This is a genomic window from Microbacterium sp. Leaf436 (assembly GCF_001424715.1).
Taxonomy (GTDB): domain Bacteria; phylum Actinomycetota; class Actinomycetes; order Actinomycetales; family Microbacteriaceae; genus Microbacterium.
Window position 1 is genome coordinate 696,959 of the sequence record NZ_LMRB01000002.1, and the last position, 16,231, is coordinate 713,189.

At 71.5% G+C, this 16,231-nt stretch carries 13 protein-coding genes; 11 read left to right on the forward strand and 2 right to left on the reverse strand.

Going from position 1 to position 16,231, the window contains the following annotated elements; genetic code table 11:
* The first annotated feature begins 167 nt into the window (after positions 1–167).
* The 4 genes from nusA to rbfA all read left to right on the forward strand — a co-directional run bounded on the left by nusA (position 168) and on the right by rbfA (position 5,070).
* A complete protein-coding gene (nusA, locus tag ASG45_RS07520; protein WP_055834956.1) occupies positions 168–1,157 on the forward strand; it encodes a transcription termination factor NusA in 990 nt (329 codons plus the stop codon).
* Between the two features lie 33 nt (positions 1,158–1,190).
* Positions 1,191–1,442, forward strand: a complete 252-nt coding sequence (locus tag ASG45_RS15870; protein ID WP_082516504.1) for a YlxR family protein — start codon at positions 1,191–1,193, stop codon at positions 1,440–1,442.
* A 93-nt stretch (positions 1,443–1,535) separates the two neighbouring features.
* Positions 1,536–4,349, forward strand: coding sequence for a translation initiation factor IF-2 (infB, locus tag ASG45_RS07525; RefSeq protein ID WP_181015974.1), 2,814 nt, complete (start codon positions 1,536–1,538; stop codon positions 4,347–4,349).
* A gap of 217 nt (positions 4,350–4,566) precedes the next feature.
* A complete protein-coding gene (gene rbfA, locus ASG45_RS07530; RefSeq protein WP_055834962.1) occupies positions 4,567–5,070 on the forward strand; it encodes a 30S ribosome-binding factor RbfA in 504 nt (167 codons plus the stop codon).
* Between the two features lie 92 nt (positions 5,071–5,162).
* Here rbfA and ASG45_RS07535 read toward each other — a convergent pair whose 3' ends face one another.
* Positions 5,163–6,041: an A/G-specific adenine glycosylase gene (locus ASG45_RS07535; RefSeq protein WP_055834965.1), complete on the reverse strand. Its 879-nt coding sequence runs from the start codon at positions 6,039–6,041 to the stop codon at positions 5,163–5,165.
* 194 nt (positions 6,042–6,235) lie between these two features.
* On the opposite strand from ASG45_RS07535, the gene ASG45_RS07540 reads away from it, so the two are divergent.
* From ASG45_RS07540 to ASG45_RS07560, 5 genes are all read left to right on the forward strand, one after another.
* On the forward strand, positions 6,236–6,739 hold the full coding sequence (locus tag ASG45_RS07540; RefSeq protein ID WP_055834968.1) for a hypothetical protein: 504 nt from the start codon (positions 6,236–6,238) through the stop codon (positions 6,737–6,739).
* Positions 6,739–7,632: a tRNA pseudouridine(55) synthase TruB gene (gene truB, locus ASG45_RS07545; RefSeq protein ID WP_055834971.1), complete on the forward strand. Its 894-nt coding sequence runs from the start codon at positions 6,739–6,741 to the stop codon at positions 7,630–7,632. Before ASG45_RS07540 ends, truB begins: the two co-directional genes overlap by 1 nt.
* Positions 7,629–7,997, forward strand: coding sequence for a hypothetical protein (locus ASG45_RS07550; protein ID WP_055834974.1), 369 nt, complete (start codon positions 7,629–7,631; stop codon positions 7,995–7,997). Before truB ends, ASG45_RS07550 begins: the two co-directional genes overlap by 4 nt.
* Before the next feature lie 204 nt (positions 7,998–8,201).
* Positions 8,202–8,621 carry a hypothetical protein gene (locus tag ASG45_RS07555; protein WP_055834977.1) on the forward strand — a complete coding sequence of 140 codons (420 nt, stop codon included), beginning with the start codon at positions 8,202–8,204 and terminating at the stop codon, positions 8,619–8,621.
* Complete coding sequence (locus tag ASG45_RS07560; protein WP_055834980.1) at positions 8,618–9,562, forward strand: bifunctional riboflavin kinase/FAD synthetase; 945 nt, start codon at positions 8,618–8,620, stop codon at positions 9,560–9,562. Before ASG45_RS07555 ends, ASG45_RS07560 begins: the two co-directional genes overlap by 4 nt.
* A 104-nt stretch (positions 9,563–9,666) precedes the next feature.
* Here ASG45_RS07560 and ASG45_RS07565 read toward each other — a convergent pair whose 3' ends face one another.
* Complete coding sequence (locus ASG45_RS07565; RefSeq protein ID WP_055834983.1) at positions 9,667–11,034, reverse strand: MFS transporter; 1,368 nt, start codon at positions 11,032–11,034, stop codon at positions 9,667–9,669.
* 199 nt (positions 11,035–11,233) lie between these two features.
* Between ASG45_RS07565 and ASG45_RS07570 the strand changes: the two genes are divergently transcribed.
* Entirely contained in the window at positions 11,234–13,699 is a 2,466-nt protein-coding gene (locus tag ASG45_RS07570; protein ID WP_055834986.1) for a heavy metal translocating P-type ATPase, read from the forward strand.
* Between the two features lie 275 nt (positions 13,700–13,974).
* A complete protein-coding gene (locus ASG45_RS07575; RefSeq protein WP_055834989.1) occupies positions 13,975–16,134 on the forward strand; it encodes a DEAD/DEAH box helicase in 2,160 nt (719 codons plus the stop codon).
* Positions 16,135–16,231: the final 97 nt, after the last annotated feature.

The following is a 16,231-nucleotide window of genomic DNA, read 5'->3' on the forward strand; positions in this document are numbered from 1 at the left end:
GATTCCGCGTGTCGGCGGGGAGGCGGCGGGCGGATCACAGCAGTCGTGCGCAGCCCGGGCGTCGGCCGAATCGCTCGCCGGGTCGCGGGGCGGGTGGCATCCCGGGTATCGTAGGGGGGTTGTCGGCGCCGGTCGCGTCGACGAGAGCTGAATAACGGAGGGCCCTTGTGGACATCGATCTCGCACTTCTGAAGACGATCGAACGCGAGAAGGAGATCCCCTTCGATGAACTCGCGCGCATCATCGAGCAGGCGATCCTGACCGCCTACGCCAAGCACATCTCGCCCACCGGCGAGATCCCCGCCGGCGCCCGCGTCGAACTCGATCGCAAGACCGGACACGTCGGCGTCTTCACACCCGTGACCGACGACGAAGACATCGTCATCGGCGAAGAGGAGCAGTCCTCCGACGACTTCGGTCGCATCGCCGCCTTCGCCGCCAAGCAGGTCATCAGCCAGCGTCTGCGCGACATCGCCGACGACGCGGTGCTGGGGGAGTTCCGCGGCAAAGAGGGCGACATCGTCGCCGGCGTCGTGCAGCAGGGCCCGAACCCGCGCATGGTGCACGTCGACCTCGGAACGGTCGAGGCGATCCTCCCGCCCGAGGAGCAGGTTCCCGGCGAGACCTACGCGCACGGCTCGCGTCTGCGCGTCTACGTGACGAGCGTGTCCAAGGGCAACAAGGGGCCGCAGATCACCGTGTCGCGCACGCACCCGGGCCTGGTCCGCAAGCTCTTCGCCCTCGAGGTGCCCGAGATCGCCGCGGGCCTGGTCGAGATCGTGTCGCTCGCCCGCGAAGCCGGTCACCGCTCGAAGATCGCCGTGAAGGCCAACGACCCGACAGTCAACGCCAAGGGCGCTTGCATCGGTGAGCTCGGCCGCCGCGTGCGCGCCGTCACCGAAGAGCTCGCGGGCGAGAAGATCGACATCATCGACTACGACGCCGAGCTGCCGCGCTTCGTCGCGAACGCGCTGTCGCCGGCCAAGGTCACCTCGAGCTTCGTCCTCGACGCCACGACCAAGGCCGTCCGGGCGCTCGTGCCCGACTACCAGCTGTCGCTCGCGATCGGCAAAGAGGGGCAGAACGCGCGTCTGGCCGCCAAGCTGACCGGCGCGAAGATCGACATCCAGCCCGACAGCATCCTCGAAGACAACTGAGCGTCCGTCGCTGCGGCGACGGCGAGGTGTACGATGGAACCAGTACGAACGTGCGTCGGATGCCGCGCACGCGCCCCCCGATCCTCGCTTCTGCGTGTGGTCGCCGACGGATCTCAGCTCGTCCCCGACGAGCGGGCGGTCCTGCCGGGCCGGGGTGCGTGGGTGCACGAGACGGACGCGTGCGTGAGAAAAGCTCTCACGCGTCGCGCCTTCGTACGAGCATTGCGTGTGTCAGGCCCGCTTGACACGCAGACCTTCGAATCACACCACCAGCGAAAAGGCTGAACGGCTATGGACACGAAGTGAACGGCTCGAAATGAGACCCGTCCGCAAGTAACGGTCTGCCCTGTCCGGGGTAGGCCCTCAGACAGGAGAATTGTGGCAAAACCACGCGTGCACGAGATCGCTTCCGAGCTCGGCGTCGACAGCAAGGTCGCGCTTGCGAAGCTGAAGGAGCTCGGCGAGTTCGTCAAGAGCCCCTCATCCACCATCGAGCCCCCCGTGGCTCGCAAGCTCCGCGCCGCCCTCGCGGCCGAGAGCTCCTCCGGATCCTCGGATGCCAAGCCCGCCGCCGCTGCGGCGCGCCCCGGCGCCCGTCCCGGCCCCGCTCGTCCGGCAGCGACCCCGGGCGCCCGCCCGTCGGGTCCGACCCCGGGCCCCGCCAAGCCCGCAGCCCCCGCCGCAGCCCCGGCTCCGGCCGAGGCCGCTCCCGCGGCGGCGACCCCCGCGGCATCCGCTCCCGAGGCCTCCGCCCCGGCTGCGGCGACCCCCGCTCCCGCAGCTCCCGCGTCCGGTGACGCCGAGGCGTCGTCGTCGGCGACCCCCGGTGCCCCCAAGCCCGGCCCGAGCTCGCCCCCGCGTCCGGGTGGCGCGCGTCCGGGCAACAACCCGTTCGCGTCGGCCCAGGGCATGGGCCAGCGTCCCGCCGGTCCCCGTCCGGGCAACAACCCGTTCGCGTCGGCGCAGGGCATGGGCCAACGCCCGACGCCCGGCAACATCCCGCGCCCGCAGGCTCCGCGTCCCGGTGCCCCGCGTCCCGGCGCTCCCCGTCCCGGCGGTGCCGGTCGTCCCGGCGGTGCCGGTCGTCCGGGCGCCCCGTTCCAGCAGCGTCCCGGCGGCCCCGGTCGTCCCGGCGGTGCCGGTGGCGGCTTCCAGCGGCCCGGTGGCGCACCCGGTGCGGGCGGCGGCGGTTTCGCCGGTCGTCCCGGCGGTGGTGGCGGTCGTGGCCGTGGTCCCGGCGGTGGTACCGCCGGTGCCTTCGGTAAGGGCGGCGGCAAGTCGAAGCAGCGTAAGTCGCGTCGGGCGAAGCGGCAGGAATTCGAGATGCGGTCGGCGCCGGTCGTCGGCGGCGTCAACGTCTCGAAGGGCAACGGCGAGATCATCCGCCTCCGTCGCGGCGCATCGATCTCCGACTTCGCGGACAAGCTCGAGGCCCTGCGCGGCTACAACGTGCAGCCCGGCACGCTCGTGACCATCCTGTTCAACCTGGGCGAGATGGCCACCGCGACCGAGTCGCTCGACGAGGCCACCTTCGAGGTGCTCGGCGCCGAGCTCGGCTACAAGATCCAGATGGTCTCGCCCGAGGACGAGGACAAAGAGCTCCTCGAGGGCTTCGGTCTCGACCTCGACGGCGAACTCGAAGCCGAGAGCGAGGACGATCTCGAGATCCGTCCTCCCGTGGTCACCGTCATGGGCCACGTCGACCACGGTAAGACGCGACTGCTCGACGCCATCCGCCAGACCAACGTCGTGGCGGGCGAGGCCGGCGGCATCACGCAGCACATCGGTGCGTACCAGATCTGGACCGAGCACGACGGCATCGAGCGCGCGATCACCTTCATCGACACCCCGGGTCACGAGGCGTTCACCGCCATGCGTGCCCGCGGTGCGCAGGTGACCGACATCGCGATCCTCGTGGTCGCGGCCGACGACGGCATCATGCCCCAGACGGTCGAGGCGTTGAACCACGCCCAGGCGGCCAACGTGCCGATCGTGGTCGCGGTCAACAAGGTCGACAAGCCCGACGCCAACCCGGCCAAGGTGCGCCAGCAGCTCACCGAGTACGGTCTGGTCGCTGAGGAGTACGGCGGAGACGTCATGTTCGTCGACGTGTCGGCTCGCGAGAACCTCAACATCCAGGCTCTGCTGGATGCCGTGCTGCTCACCGCCGACGCGGGGCTGGACCTCACGGCCAACCCGAACAAGGCGGCCCGCGGTGTCGCGATCGAAGCGAGGCTCGACAAGGGCCGCGGCTCGATCGCCACGGTGCTCATCCAGTCGGGAACTCTGCGCGTCGGAGACGCGATCGTCGCCGGAACGGCTTACGGCCGCGTCCGCGCGATGATGGACGAGAACGGCGACGCGGTCGACGAGGCCTACCCCTCGCGTCCCGTCTCGGTGCAGGGCCTCAACTCGGTTCCCCGCGCCGGCGACGTCTTCATCGTCACCGAAGAAGACCGCACCGCGCGTCAGATCGCCGAGAAGCGTGAAGCCGCCGAGCGCAACGCCCAGCTGGCCAAGGCCCGCAAGCGCATCTCGCTCGAGGACTTCACCCGTGCTCTCGAAGAGGGCAAGGTCGAGTCGCTCAACCTCATCATCAAGGGTGACGTGTCGGGTGCCGTCGAGGCGCTCGAGGAATCGCTGCTCAAGATCGAGGTCGACGACAGCGTCCAGCTGCGCATCATCCACCGCGGTGTGGGTGCGATCACCGAGTCGGACATCAACCTGGCCACGATCGACAACGCGATCGTGATCGGCTTCAACGTCCGTCCCGACACGAAGGCCCGCGAGCGTGCCGCCCGTGAGGGTGTCGACGTGCGGTTCTACTCGGTCATCTACAACGCGATCGACGATGTCGAGCAGTCGCTCAAGGGCCTGCTCAAGCCGGAGTTCGAAGAAGTGCAGTCGGGTGTCGCCGAGATCCGCGAGGTGTTCCGCTCCTCGAAGTTCGGCAACATCGCCGGTGTCATCGTGCGATCGGGAACGATCACGCGAAACGCCAAGGCTCGTGTCATCCGCGACGGTGTCGTGCTGGCCGATGGCCTGGCCATCGAGTCGCTGCGTCGCTTCAAGGACGACGTCACCGAGGTGCGTACGGACTTCGAGGCCGGTATCGGTCTCGGCAAGTTCAACGACATCCAGATCGGTGATGAGATCGAAACGACGGAACTCATCGAGAAGCCGCGAGGCTGATCCACGGGGCGGGGGTCGCGCTGTTTGGCGCGGCTCCCGCTTCGGCCTGCGGGGGTGTGCATTCCCCCGAGCAGAGCGGGGCCCCTACCCCGATGCTCGGGAGAATGCACACCCCCTCCGGCCTACGCTGGGTGCAGCGGCGAACGGCGCCACCTCACCCGGCGGACGAGTCACGGGGCGCTCGACTCGCGGCGGTAGTGAAACAAAGGAGAAGGCAGTGGCAGGAGAGCGACAGGCACGAGTGGCGGACCGGATCCGCGTGGTGCTCGCCGAACGTCTCGAGAAGGGGCTGCGTGACCCGCGGCTCGGTTTCGTGACGATCACCGACGTACGCGTCACGGGCGACCTGCAGCACGCGTCGGTGTTCTACACCGTCATGGGCGACGAAGCGCACCGCAACGACACCGCGGCGGCACTGAAGTCGGCGACCGGACTGCTGCGCAGCGAGGTGGGAAAGAACCTCAACACGCGCCTCACCCCGTCGCTGGAGTTCATCCTCGACGCCATTCCCGAGAACGCCGACCACATCTCGGCGCTGCTGCGCGAAGCGCGCGAGCGCGACCAGTCGGTCGCGGGTCTCGCCGCCGCGGCCACGTACGCCGGCGACGCCGACCCGTACGTCAAGCCGCGCGAAGACGACGCCGACGACGACGACGAGCTCGACGAAAGTGACACGGACGACGACGACGCCGCCGACGACGACGACGCCCCGCGGGCCTGAGCCCGCGCGACGACACGGCCGGATGCCGCCCCTCGGGGCCGGCGTCCGGCCGTTTCTCGTATCGCGGGCGTGCCGGAGCTCCCGGGCGGGACTCAGGATGCCGGGTGGCCCGGCAGATGCAGAAGGCCGTCCGATGCCTCGGCGAGGCCGTCGGCGATGAGGGAGTCGATCGCGCGGTCGCGCTGAACGGCGTCGGGCCAGTCGGGGACGACGGCGAACAAGGCGACGGGCGCGGGGGCGGCCTCGCGCAGCACCCTCAGCACGGCGCCGCGCGCCTGGCGGTCGCTGCCCTCGTACTTCGCCTGACGTCGGCGGCGGTCCTCCGACTCGGGGTATCCGGCCGCGCGCCAGGCGCACTGTGCCGCCAGCGGGCAGACCTCGCATCTCGGCGACCGAGCCGTGCACACGATCGCGCCCAGCTCCATCGCCGCCGCGTTGACGATGGCCGACTCGACGATGTCGTCGGGCAGCTCGGCATCCATCCGCGCCAGGTCGGCCTTGTTCGGGGATCCCGGCTGCGCGCGCCCCTCGACGGCTCGGGCGAGGACGCGCCGCGTGTTCGTGTCGACGACCGGATGCCGGTCCCCGTACGCGAAGACCGCGACCGCGCGCGCCGTGTAGTCACCGATACCGGTGAGGGCCAGCAACGCGTCGACGTCGCGCGGAACCACACCGTCATGACGATCGCGGATCTCGACCGCCGCGCGGTGCAGCCACAGGGCCCGCCGCGGGTAGCCGAGATTGGCCCACTGCGTCACGGCGTCGGCCGGGGGAGCAGCGGCCAGGTCCGAGGGCGTCGGCCATCGGGTGAGCCAGGCGTCGAGGTGCGGGATCACCCGTGCGACCGGGGTCTGCTGCAGCATGAACTCGCTGACGAGCGTGCCCCACGCGCCGAACCCCTCCCGGCGCCACGGAAGATCGCGCGCCGCGTCGCGGTACCACTCGATGAGCGGGGCGGCGAGTGCGGGCATCCGTTCAGCCTAGAACGCCGCGGGCGGGCGGAGCGTGCGGGGAGGTCGCGAGAAACGCCGATCGTGCCGAGACACGCGGTGTCGCGGCGTGTCTCGGGAGGATCCGCGTTTCTCGCCCCGCGCGAGCCGGATACGCCGGGGGCGGGAGCCTCGGGCGGGGGTGCGATGTCGGTGGTCGACCGTAGGCTGGAGGCATGTCGTCCGAGAACACCGCCCCCGAATTGCCGCGCAGCCTGCGCGACCTGATGCGGCAGAACAACCGCGCGGGGCGCGTCGTCGTCGCCGTCGACGGGCTCGACGCCGAGGCGGCGGGCGCCTTCGCCGATGCGTTCGCGGCCGCTGTCGACGAGGAGGGCACGGCGGTCTTCCGAGCGGCCCTCGCCGACGGGGCGCCGCGCGCCCGTGAGCGCCTGATCGCGCCCTTCCGAGCGGGCGAGTCGTTCGGGCCGGGCGAGGTCGCCCCCGCCGACGCGGTGCTCGTCGTCTCCGGACGCTTCCTCCACGCCTCCGAGGTGCGCGGACTCTGGAACTTCTCGATCTGGCTCGAGAGCAACCCGCCCATCGGCACGCCCCGTCCGGAACTGCCCGAGGCCGAGAAGCACTACCTCCGCACGGCGCGACCGAAGGCTGCGGCATCCGTCATCGTCGAGAACTCCGACCCCGCCCACCCCGTGCAGGTCTTCGGAGACTTCTGCTGATGGTGCGCCCCGGAATCCTCCTGGTCGACAAACCGGGAGGCATCACCAGCCATGACGTCGTGTCGCGGGCGCGCAAGGCGCTCGGCACCCGCAAGATCGGGCACGCCGGCACCCTCGACCCGATGGCGACCGGCCTTCTCGTGCTGGGCGTCGAAGGGGCGACGCGCCTGCTGACCTACATCGTGGGCGTCGACAAGACCTACGAGGCCACCATCCTGCTGGGTGTCGCCACCGACAGCGACGACGCCGACGGGATCGAGACGGCCCGAGCGGATGCCACGGCCCTGGCCGCCGTGACCGACGCGGCCATCGCCGCGGGCATCGCCGACCTGACCGGCGAGATCGAGCAGGTACCGAGCACGGTGTCGGCCATCAAGGTGGACGGGCGCCGCGCCTACGACCTGGCCCGCGCGGGGGAAGAGGTCGTGCTGAAGGCCCGGCGCGTGACGGTGTCGCGCTTCGCCGTTCGAGAGACCCGCCGGGGTGAGGCGACGATCGAGCTCGACGTCGTCGTCGACTGCTCCAGCGGGACCTACATCCGCGCCCTCGCCCGCGACCTGGGTGCGGCCCTCGGGGTGGGCGGGCACCTGACGATGCTGCGCCGCACGCGGATCGGCTCCTTCGACGTCGCCGTCGCGGCGCCCGTCGACGACATCGCCGAGAACGAGCTCGTGCCCCCCGCGACCGCCGCGGCCGTCGTGATGGGGGCGTTGGCCGTGGGCGCCGACGAGGCCCGCGACCTGCGACACGGCAAGCGCATCGACGGCGGCGGGCGCCTCACCGGAGCCGTGGCCGCGGCCATCGACCCCGACGGAGAGCTGATCGGCGTCGTCGAGAAGCGCGGCGCGCAGCTGAAGAGCGTCATGAACATGCCGACGGAGGCCGCCCGATGATCCTGTGGTTCACCCTCGCGCAGGTCGGCATCGCCGTGCTCGCCGGTCTCGTCGCCGTCGTGGCGGGGCTCGCCGGTCGCCGCCCGGGCGACGTCACGGTCGGCTCCCTCGCCCTCATCGAGCTGCTGCTCATCGTGCAGATCGTCGTCGCGATCATCGCGCCGTTCGCGGGAAACCCGCCGTCGGGCAGTCTGCTCGAGTTCTGGACCTACCTCGTGTCGGCGGCTCTCGTCCCCGTGGCCGGCGCCGCGTGGGCGCTCATCGAGCGCAGCCGCTGGAGCACCGTGATCATGGGCGTCGCCGCCCTCGCCGTCGCGGTCATGGTGTGGCGCATGTACGTCATCTGGACGGTGCAGATCGCCTGATCGTCTCCGCCGACGATCCGGCCGAGCCACCACGCGCACGAGGCATCGCGCCATCAGGGTGCCCCACGGGCTCGGCGACCTCGCGGGGAGCGTATCCACGCCGGCGGCGGGGCCGTGCGGCGCGACGCCCTGGACGGGCTCGAGCAGGCCGCGGCGGGGGAGCGCCGCTCGGCGACGGCGTGAGCGAACTAGAATCGTGGGGTCATGGCATCCACCACTCCCACCCGCTCCCGGGGGATGACCGGCATCGGCCGTGTCCTCGTCGTCGTCTACGGCATCATGGCGCTCGCCGCCACGGGCCGATCGTTCGTGCAGATCGTGCGCGAGTTCGACGACGCCCCGCTGGCGTACTCGCTGTCGGCGCTCGCCGCGGTCGTGTACATCCTCGCCACCCTCGCCCTCATCTTCTCGGCGCGGCTCGCCTGGTACCGCGTCGCCTGGATCGCGATCGGCTTCGAACTCGTCGGCGTGCTCGTCGTCGGGACGCTCAGCCTCGTGCTGCCGGCGCTGTTCCAGCACCCGACGGTGTGGTCGGTGTACGGCTACGGCTACCTCTTCATCCCGCTCGTCCTGCCCTTCCTCGGCCTGTGGTGGCTCACGCGCCATCGCCGGATGGCACCGTGATCGTCTTCCGCGATCCGGCGGAGGTGCCGGCGGGGTTCGGCCCCTCGGTCGTCGCGATCGGCAAGTTCGACGGCGTGCACACCGGGCACCGGGCCGTCATCGATCGCGCGCGGGTCGATGCCTCCGACGGTGCCCGCGTCGTCGCCGTCACCTTCGACCGCAACCCGCTCCGCGTGCTGCGGCCCGATCTGTGCCCGACCGACGTGATCGGTCCGCACCAGAAGCTCGAGCTGCTCGAGCGCGCGGGGGTGGATGCCACCCTGCTGCTGACCTTCGACGAGGCGCTCGCGGCCCTTCCCGCCGAGGAGTTCGTCCGCCGCATCATCGTGGACGCCCTGCAAGCGCGGACGGTGCTGGTCGGCAGCGACTTCCGCTTCGGTGCCGGGGGAGCGGGCGACCCCGCGCTGCTCACGCGCCTGGGCGCCCAGCACGGCTTCCGCGTCGACGTCGTGGACGACGTGCGCGCGGTGCACGCCGACCGACGGGTGTCGTCGACCTGGATCCGCGAGGCGCTGTCGGCCGGAGATGTGACCACCGCGGCTCGACTGCTCGGCCGTGCGCCGTCGGTCTGGGGCGAGGTCGTGCACGGCCTGAAGCGCGGGCGCGAGCTGGGGTATCCGACGGCCAACCTGTCGAGCGACCTCGAGGGCTTCGTGCCCGCCGACGGCGTCTACGCCGGATGGCTCGTCGATGTCGAGGGCGGCCGGCGCATCAGCTACCCCGCCGCGATCAGCGTCGGCACCAACCCGACGTTCGACGACGTGCATTCCCGCCAGGTCGAGGCGTACGTGCTCGACGAAACCGACCTCGACCTCTACGGACACCACGTCGAGGTGCGGTTCGTCGAGCGGGTGCGCGAGATGACCGCGTTCGACGGCATCGACGCGCTGCTCGTGCAGATGGCCGACGACGTGGAACGGACGCGCGCGATCCTCGCGTGAGGCGGGGCGGATCGGGGCGGCGCGCTGCGGGTGGGGGCGTCGGATGTGGCCCCGAGGTGCGGGGCATGGCCGCGCGGTCACCCACGGCCGAGCGGATCCGGCCGTCAGTCCTGCCGCGACAGGTGATTTCGGATGCCGAGGAACGCGGCCGTGGCGCCCAGCACCATCAGCGCGGCGGTGAAGAGGGCCGCCCGGTGGAAGCCGCCGAGATCGAGCGCGCCGCCCACCACCGCCGACACGCCCGCGATGGCGAGGAGACCGGCGACGCGGGAGACCGCGTTGTTGACCGCCGAGGCGATCCCCGAGCGCTCGGTGTCTATCGCGCCGAGCACGGCGGCGGTGAGGGGCGAGATCGTGGCGGTCAGGCCCAGGCCGAACACGACGATGCCGGGCAGCACCTGCGTCCAGTAGTCGAAGTCCTCGCCCACGGTGAGCAGCAGCAGCGAGCCGGCGGCCATCGCGAGCGGGCCCAGGGTCATGAACAGGCGCGGTCCGAAGCGTCCGGCGAGGGCGCCCATCCGGGAACTCAGCGCGATCATGAGCAGCGTGCTCGGCAGCGACGCGAGACCCGCGAGCGTGGCGGGCAGGCCCGCGCCCTGCTGCAGGTAGACGCTCACGACGAAGCCGTTCAGCGACAGGGCCGCGTACACGAACGCGGTGGCGAGGTTGCCGGCCCAGAAGTTGCGGGCGCGGAACAGATCGAGCGGCATCATCGGATCGCGCGCCACGCGCTGACGCACGAGGAAGCCGACGAAGGCTGCGGCGCCGATCACCCCCGGCATCCAGATCACCGGTGACGTCCACCCGAGGTTCGGCTGCTCGATGAGGGCGAAGACGACCCCGCCGAGACCCGTTGCGCAGAGCACCGCGCCGAGGATGTCGACCCGGGCGCCGGGGCGACGATGGTCCCGCCGGCCCAGACGGGTGAGCAGCCACATCGTCACCGCGATCGGCAGCACGTTGACGAGGAACACCAGGCGCCACGACAGGGTGTCGACGAAGACGCCGCCGATCAGGGGTCCCGCGATCATGGCGACGGTGGTGGCCCCGGTCCAGATGCCGATCGCGCGGGACTGCGCGGGTCCGCGGAAGGTCGAGGTGATGAGGGCGAGAGAGCTCGGCACGAGCAGGGCCCCCGCCACGCCCTGCAAGGCCCGCGCCACGATGAGGAACTCGGCCGTGGGAGCCGCGGCGATCGCCACCGACGTGATGCCGAAGCCGATCAGGCCGACGCGCAGCACGACGACGCGGCCGAAGACGTCACTGAGCGAACCCGCCACGAGGATGAACGCACCGAGGGTCACCAGGTACGCGTCGACCACCCACTGCTGGGTCGACAAGCCCCCGCCCAGCTCACCGGCGATCGCGGGGAGGGCGACGTTGACGACCGTTCCGTCGAGGAACGACACGAACGAGGCCAGGACCGCGATCGCGAGAATGGTGCGCTGCTCGCGTGTCATCGGCTCGGCCATGGCTCCAGCGTAGGGTCGCGCGGCGGGGGCGGGTCCGGTTCGGCCGCGGGACGGGCGGCCGCGGGAGGGAGCTTCGAGCAGCGGAGCCGGCGCGCGGTGGGGCGCGGGGTGCGCGGTGGACTGCTGCATCGTGTCCGGGCGACCCCCCGGAATACCCCCAGGGGGTATCGTGTTGTCCCGGGGGACACGAGGAGGAGCCATGCGCGAGAACACGGATGCCACCGCACCCACCGCCGAGGCGGTGCTCGATATCGAAGGCATGACGTGCGCGAGCTGCGTCGCACGCGTCGAGAAGCGCCTGCACCGCGTCGACGGCGTCGAGGCGGCGGTGAATCTCGCGACCGAGACGGCGCGCGTGCGCTACCCGGCCGAGCTCGACCCCGCCGCGCTGGTCGACGCCGTACGGGCGGCCGGGTACGACGCCCGGGTGCGCGCGCGCGGCGCGACGGCAGCGCCCGCCCCCGTCGCGGCGGTCGCCGTACCCGCCCCGGGGGGAGAGATCGACGCCGTCACCGGTCGTGACATCGTCGCGCCGCACGGTCGCGCGGCGTCGACCCCTGTCGAGGTCGAGACCGCCCGCGACGCCGCCACCGCCGGGCCTGACGCCCGCACGCACGACCACGCCGGCCCCGACGCGCACGGCGACCACGATCACGCGCACGCTCCCGGCGCCCCCGGCGCTCACGTCCACGACCACACCGACGCCCCCGGAACCACGCCCCTGCGCGTGCGCCTCTGGGTCTCGCTCGGCCTGGCGGTTCCGGTCGTCGCGCTCGGAATGGTGCCCGCGTGGCAGTTCCCCGCCTGGCAGTGGGTCTCGCTCGTGCTCGCCACCCCGATCGTGCTCTGGGGCGGGTGGCCCTTCCACCGCGCGACCCTGCGCAACGCGCGCCACGGTGCGGCGACGATGGACACGCTCATCACCCTGGGCACGTTCGCGGCCTACCTGTGGAGCGTGTGGGCGCTCGTGTTCGGGACGGCCGGGCGTATCGGCATCCGGCACGAGGTGATGCTGTTCGGTCCCGTGCACGACTCCACCTCGGTCGTCTACTTCGAAGTCGCCGCCGCCGTGACGGTGTTCCTGCTGCTGGGTCGCGTGATCGAGCAACGATCGACGCGTCGCGCCGGGGCGGCGCTCCGCGCTCTGCTCGACCTGGGTGCGCGCGAGGCCGAGCTGGCCGACGGTCGCCGCATCGACGTCGACGCGCTCGCCGTGGGCGACGAGTTCGTCGTGCGCCCGGGCGCCACCGTCGCCACCGACGGCGAGGTGCTCGAGGGGCGCGCCTCGGTCGACGAGAGCATGCTGACCGGTGAGTCGGTTCCCGTCGAGGTCGGGCCCGGGTCGCGGGTCACCGGCGGCACGATCGCGGCGGGCGGTCGCCTGGTCGTCCGCGCGACGGGTGTCGGCGAGCAGACGCGCCTCGCCCGCATCGCGCGCCTCGTCGAAGACGCCCAGCTCGGCAAGAGCCGCGTGCAGCGCCTCGCCGACCGCATCTCGGGCGTCTTCGTGCCCGTGGTCATCGTGCTCGCGGTGCTCACCCTCGTCGCGTGGCTCGTCGCCGGCCAGCCGGTCGCCGCCGGATTCACCGCGGCCGTGGCCGTGCTCATCATCGCCTGCCCGTGCGCGCTGGGTCTGGCGACCCCGATCGCCATCCTCGTCGGCACGGGGAGGGGCGCGCAGCTCGGCATCCTGGTGACGGGTCCGGCGGCGCTGGAATCGGCCGAGCGCATCGACACGATCGTTCTCGACAAGACCGGCACCCTGACCTCGGGCCGCATGAGCGTCACGACCGTCACGGTCGTCGACGGAGAGGATGCCGCCGACGCCCTGCGGCGCATCGCGGCGGTCGAGCGCGGGTCGGAGCACCCCGTCGCCCACGCGATCGTGGCGGCCGCCGGTGACGGACCCGTCGCCGGCGACCTCGAGGCGCTCCCCGGTCGGGGGATCGTCGGCGTCGTCGACGGGGTGCGCGTATTCGCCGGGCGTCCCGCGCTGGCCGCCGACCTCGGTGCCGCGCTGCCGCCGGCGCTCGCCGCGGCGGTCGAGGCGGGCGAGCAGCGCGGAACGGTGGTCGTGGCCGGATGGCCCGACGATCTGGGCGTCGTGCACGCCCGCGCCGTGATCGAGGTCGCCGACACCGTGCGCCCCGAGAGCGCCGAGGCCGTCGCCGAGTTGCGCCGGATGGGTCTGGAACCGGTGCTGCTCACCGGCGACAACCCGCACATCGCGCGCGCGGTCGCCGCGGAGCTCGGCATCGAACGCGTCCGCGCCGGGGTGCTTCCCGAGGGCAAGGTCGCCGAGATCGCGGCGCTGAAGGCCGAGGGACGCACCGTCGCCATGGTCGGTGACGGGGTCAACGACGCCGCCGCCCTGGCATCCGCCGATCTGGGGATCGCGATGGGCGGGGGAACGGATGCCGCGCTGCACGCCAGCGACGTCGCCCTCATGCGCGACGACCCGCGCGGGATCGTCACCGCCGTCGCGCTCAGCCGTCGCACGATGCGCGTGATCCGCGGCAACCTGTTCTGGGCGTTCGCGTACAACGTCGCCGCTCTGCCGCTCGCCGCACTCGGACTGTTGAACCCCATGCTCGCCGGGGCGGCCATGGCCTTCTCGAGCGTCTTCGTGGTGCTCAACAGCCTGCGTCTGCGCCGCGCGTCCTGACCCGAGGCCGTTCGCGGGAGGTGCCAGTATCTGTCGCTTCAGCGGGCTCCGAGGCGACGAATATCGGCACCTCACGCGAGGAGGGGGTCGGGACCGCTAGAATATCGATGACCTCGTCATCCGCTTTCTCGCGAGCCGTTCCGGCGTAGACGCGTTGCGGGTCGCCGACACCGCCTCTTCGGCGGCGGTTCGCGCGACGATTCCCGGGGTCACTGATCCACCGGCATTCGCCGGACGCTCCGGACTGTCATCCGGACGACACGCTCAGGAGGAGCATGCCGACCACGGCAACCGCCGCCCGAGGCTCGAGCCAGCGGCGCAGGAAGACCACGTCATCCCGACGCGACGAAGAAGCCCCCGTCATCCCGATCCTCGCCCGCAAGGTGCGCGAGATCGAGGCCAAGGCCCAGCGCGGAAAGCTGGGGCCGACCAATCGCATCAAGTTCCAGGTCATCGCGTTCCTGGTGCGCGAAGAGCGCGCCCGGGTCAAGGCCGACACCGAGATCACCGACGCCGCGCGCGCCGAGCTGCTCAAGCGGCTCGACGGTGTGGCGACGATCCTCGCCAAGACCGCCGCGCGCGACACCTCGCTGATCCAGCTGCTCGAGGTCGACCAGACGACCTCGCCCGTCGCCCGGCGCATGCGCCGCGACTGGCTGATCGAGTCGGGCGCCGAGCTGCCGCCCGACGAGCTGATCATCACCGACACCGCCCCGCAGGTGACGCCGATGGTCTCGGCGGCTCTCGCCGAGAAGCAGGTGGTGCCGGCATCCATCGAGGCGCGCCAGATGGCGAACCCGTTCCTCGCCCCCGACCTCACCCCCCGCGCGACCGGTGACGCCCCGCGGCGCCGGCTCGACGGCTGGGAGCTCATGGGCCCGCTGTACAAGGCGTTCGAGATCGGCGCCGGTGGCTCGGCCGCCAGCATGGACCTCCCGCCCGTGCCCGAGTTCGACCGGCTCTCGCCGCGTGGACTCGAGGTCATGCCGCACCAGTCGCGCTTCCTCGAAGCCGTGCGCGAGGGGCACCGCTCCTTCCTGCTCGCCGACGAGCCCGGCCTCGGCAAGACGGCCGAGTCGGTGCTCGCGGCCTCGGTCGCCGACGCGTACCCGCTGCTCGTCGTGGTGCCCAACGTCGTCAAGATGAACTGGGCCCGCGAGGTGCAGCGCTGGACTCCGCAGCGTCGGGCCACCGTCATCTCGGGTGGTGGAGCCGACATCGACGCCTTCGCCGACGTCTTCATCGTCAACTACGAGATCCTCGACCGTCACCTGTCGTGGCTGTCGTCGATCGGCCTGAAGGGCATCGTCGTCGACGAGGCGCACTTCATCAAGAACCTCACGTCGCAGCGCTCGCAGAACGTGCTGGCCCTGGCCTCGCGCGTCCGTCAGCAGACGCGGGATCCGCTCATGCTCGCCCTCACGGGTACCCCGCTGATCAACGACGTCGAGGACTTCGACGCGATCTGGCGGTTCCTCGGCTGGACCAACGGCGAGAAGCCCGGTCCCGAGCTCATGGAGAAGCTGGATGCCACGGGCCTGACGCCCGCCGACAAGGCGTTCTACCCCGAAGCGCGTGAGGCCGTCATCTCGATGGGCATCGTGCGGCGCAAGAAGAAAGACGTCGCCGCCGACCTACCCGACAAGCTCGTGGCCGATCTGCCCGTCGAGCTCGACGACGAATTCGGTCGCTCGATCCGCCAGGCCGAGCGCGAACTGGGTGCCCGCCTCGCGGCGAAGTACCGCCGCATCATCGAGGCCCGCGGCGATCGCGGACTCGCCGCCGGCGAGATCGACGACGACATCGTGCGCCTCGTCGCCCACGGCGAGCTCGAAGAGGCCAAGGCCGCCGGTTCCGGCAGCGAGAACGTCTTCACGATGGTCCGCCGCATCGGTCAGGCCAAGGCGCACCTCGCGGCCGACTACGCCGTGCAGCTGCAGCGCTCGGTGGGCAAGGTGGTGTTCTTCGCCAAGCACATCGACGTGATGGATGCCGCCGAGGCCCACTTCAAGGCATCCGGGCTCAAAGCCGTGTCGGTGCGCGGAGAGCAGACGTCGACGGCCCGCCAGGCCGCGATCGACGCCTTCAACACCGACCCGACCGTCGGCATCGCGGTGTGTTCGCTCACCGCCGCCGGCGTCGGCTTGAACATGCAGGCGGCGTCGAACGTCGTGCTCGCGGAACTGTCGTGGACCGCGGCCGAGCAGACGCAGGCGATCGACCGCGTGCACCGCATCGGTCAGGGCGAGCCCGTGACCGCGTGGCGCATCATCGCCGCGCACACGATCGACACGAAGATCGCCGAGCTCATCGACTCGAAGGAGGGGCTCGCCCAGCGCGCCCTGGACGGGCAGTCGATCGAGGCCGGCTCCAGCGATTCCGTGCAGCTCTCGGCGCTCATGCACCTGCTGCGTCAGGCGCTCGGCGCGGCCTGAGCCGTCGCTTCTCGCACGCCCCGGGGCTTCGGTCTCGGGGCGTTCGTGCGCGTTGCTCGGTTTCCAGGCTTTGTCCGGCGGCGGAGAGGAACAGGGA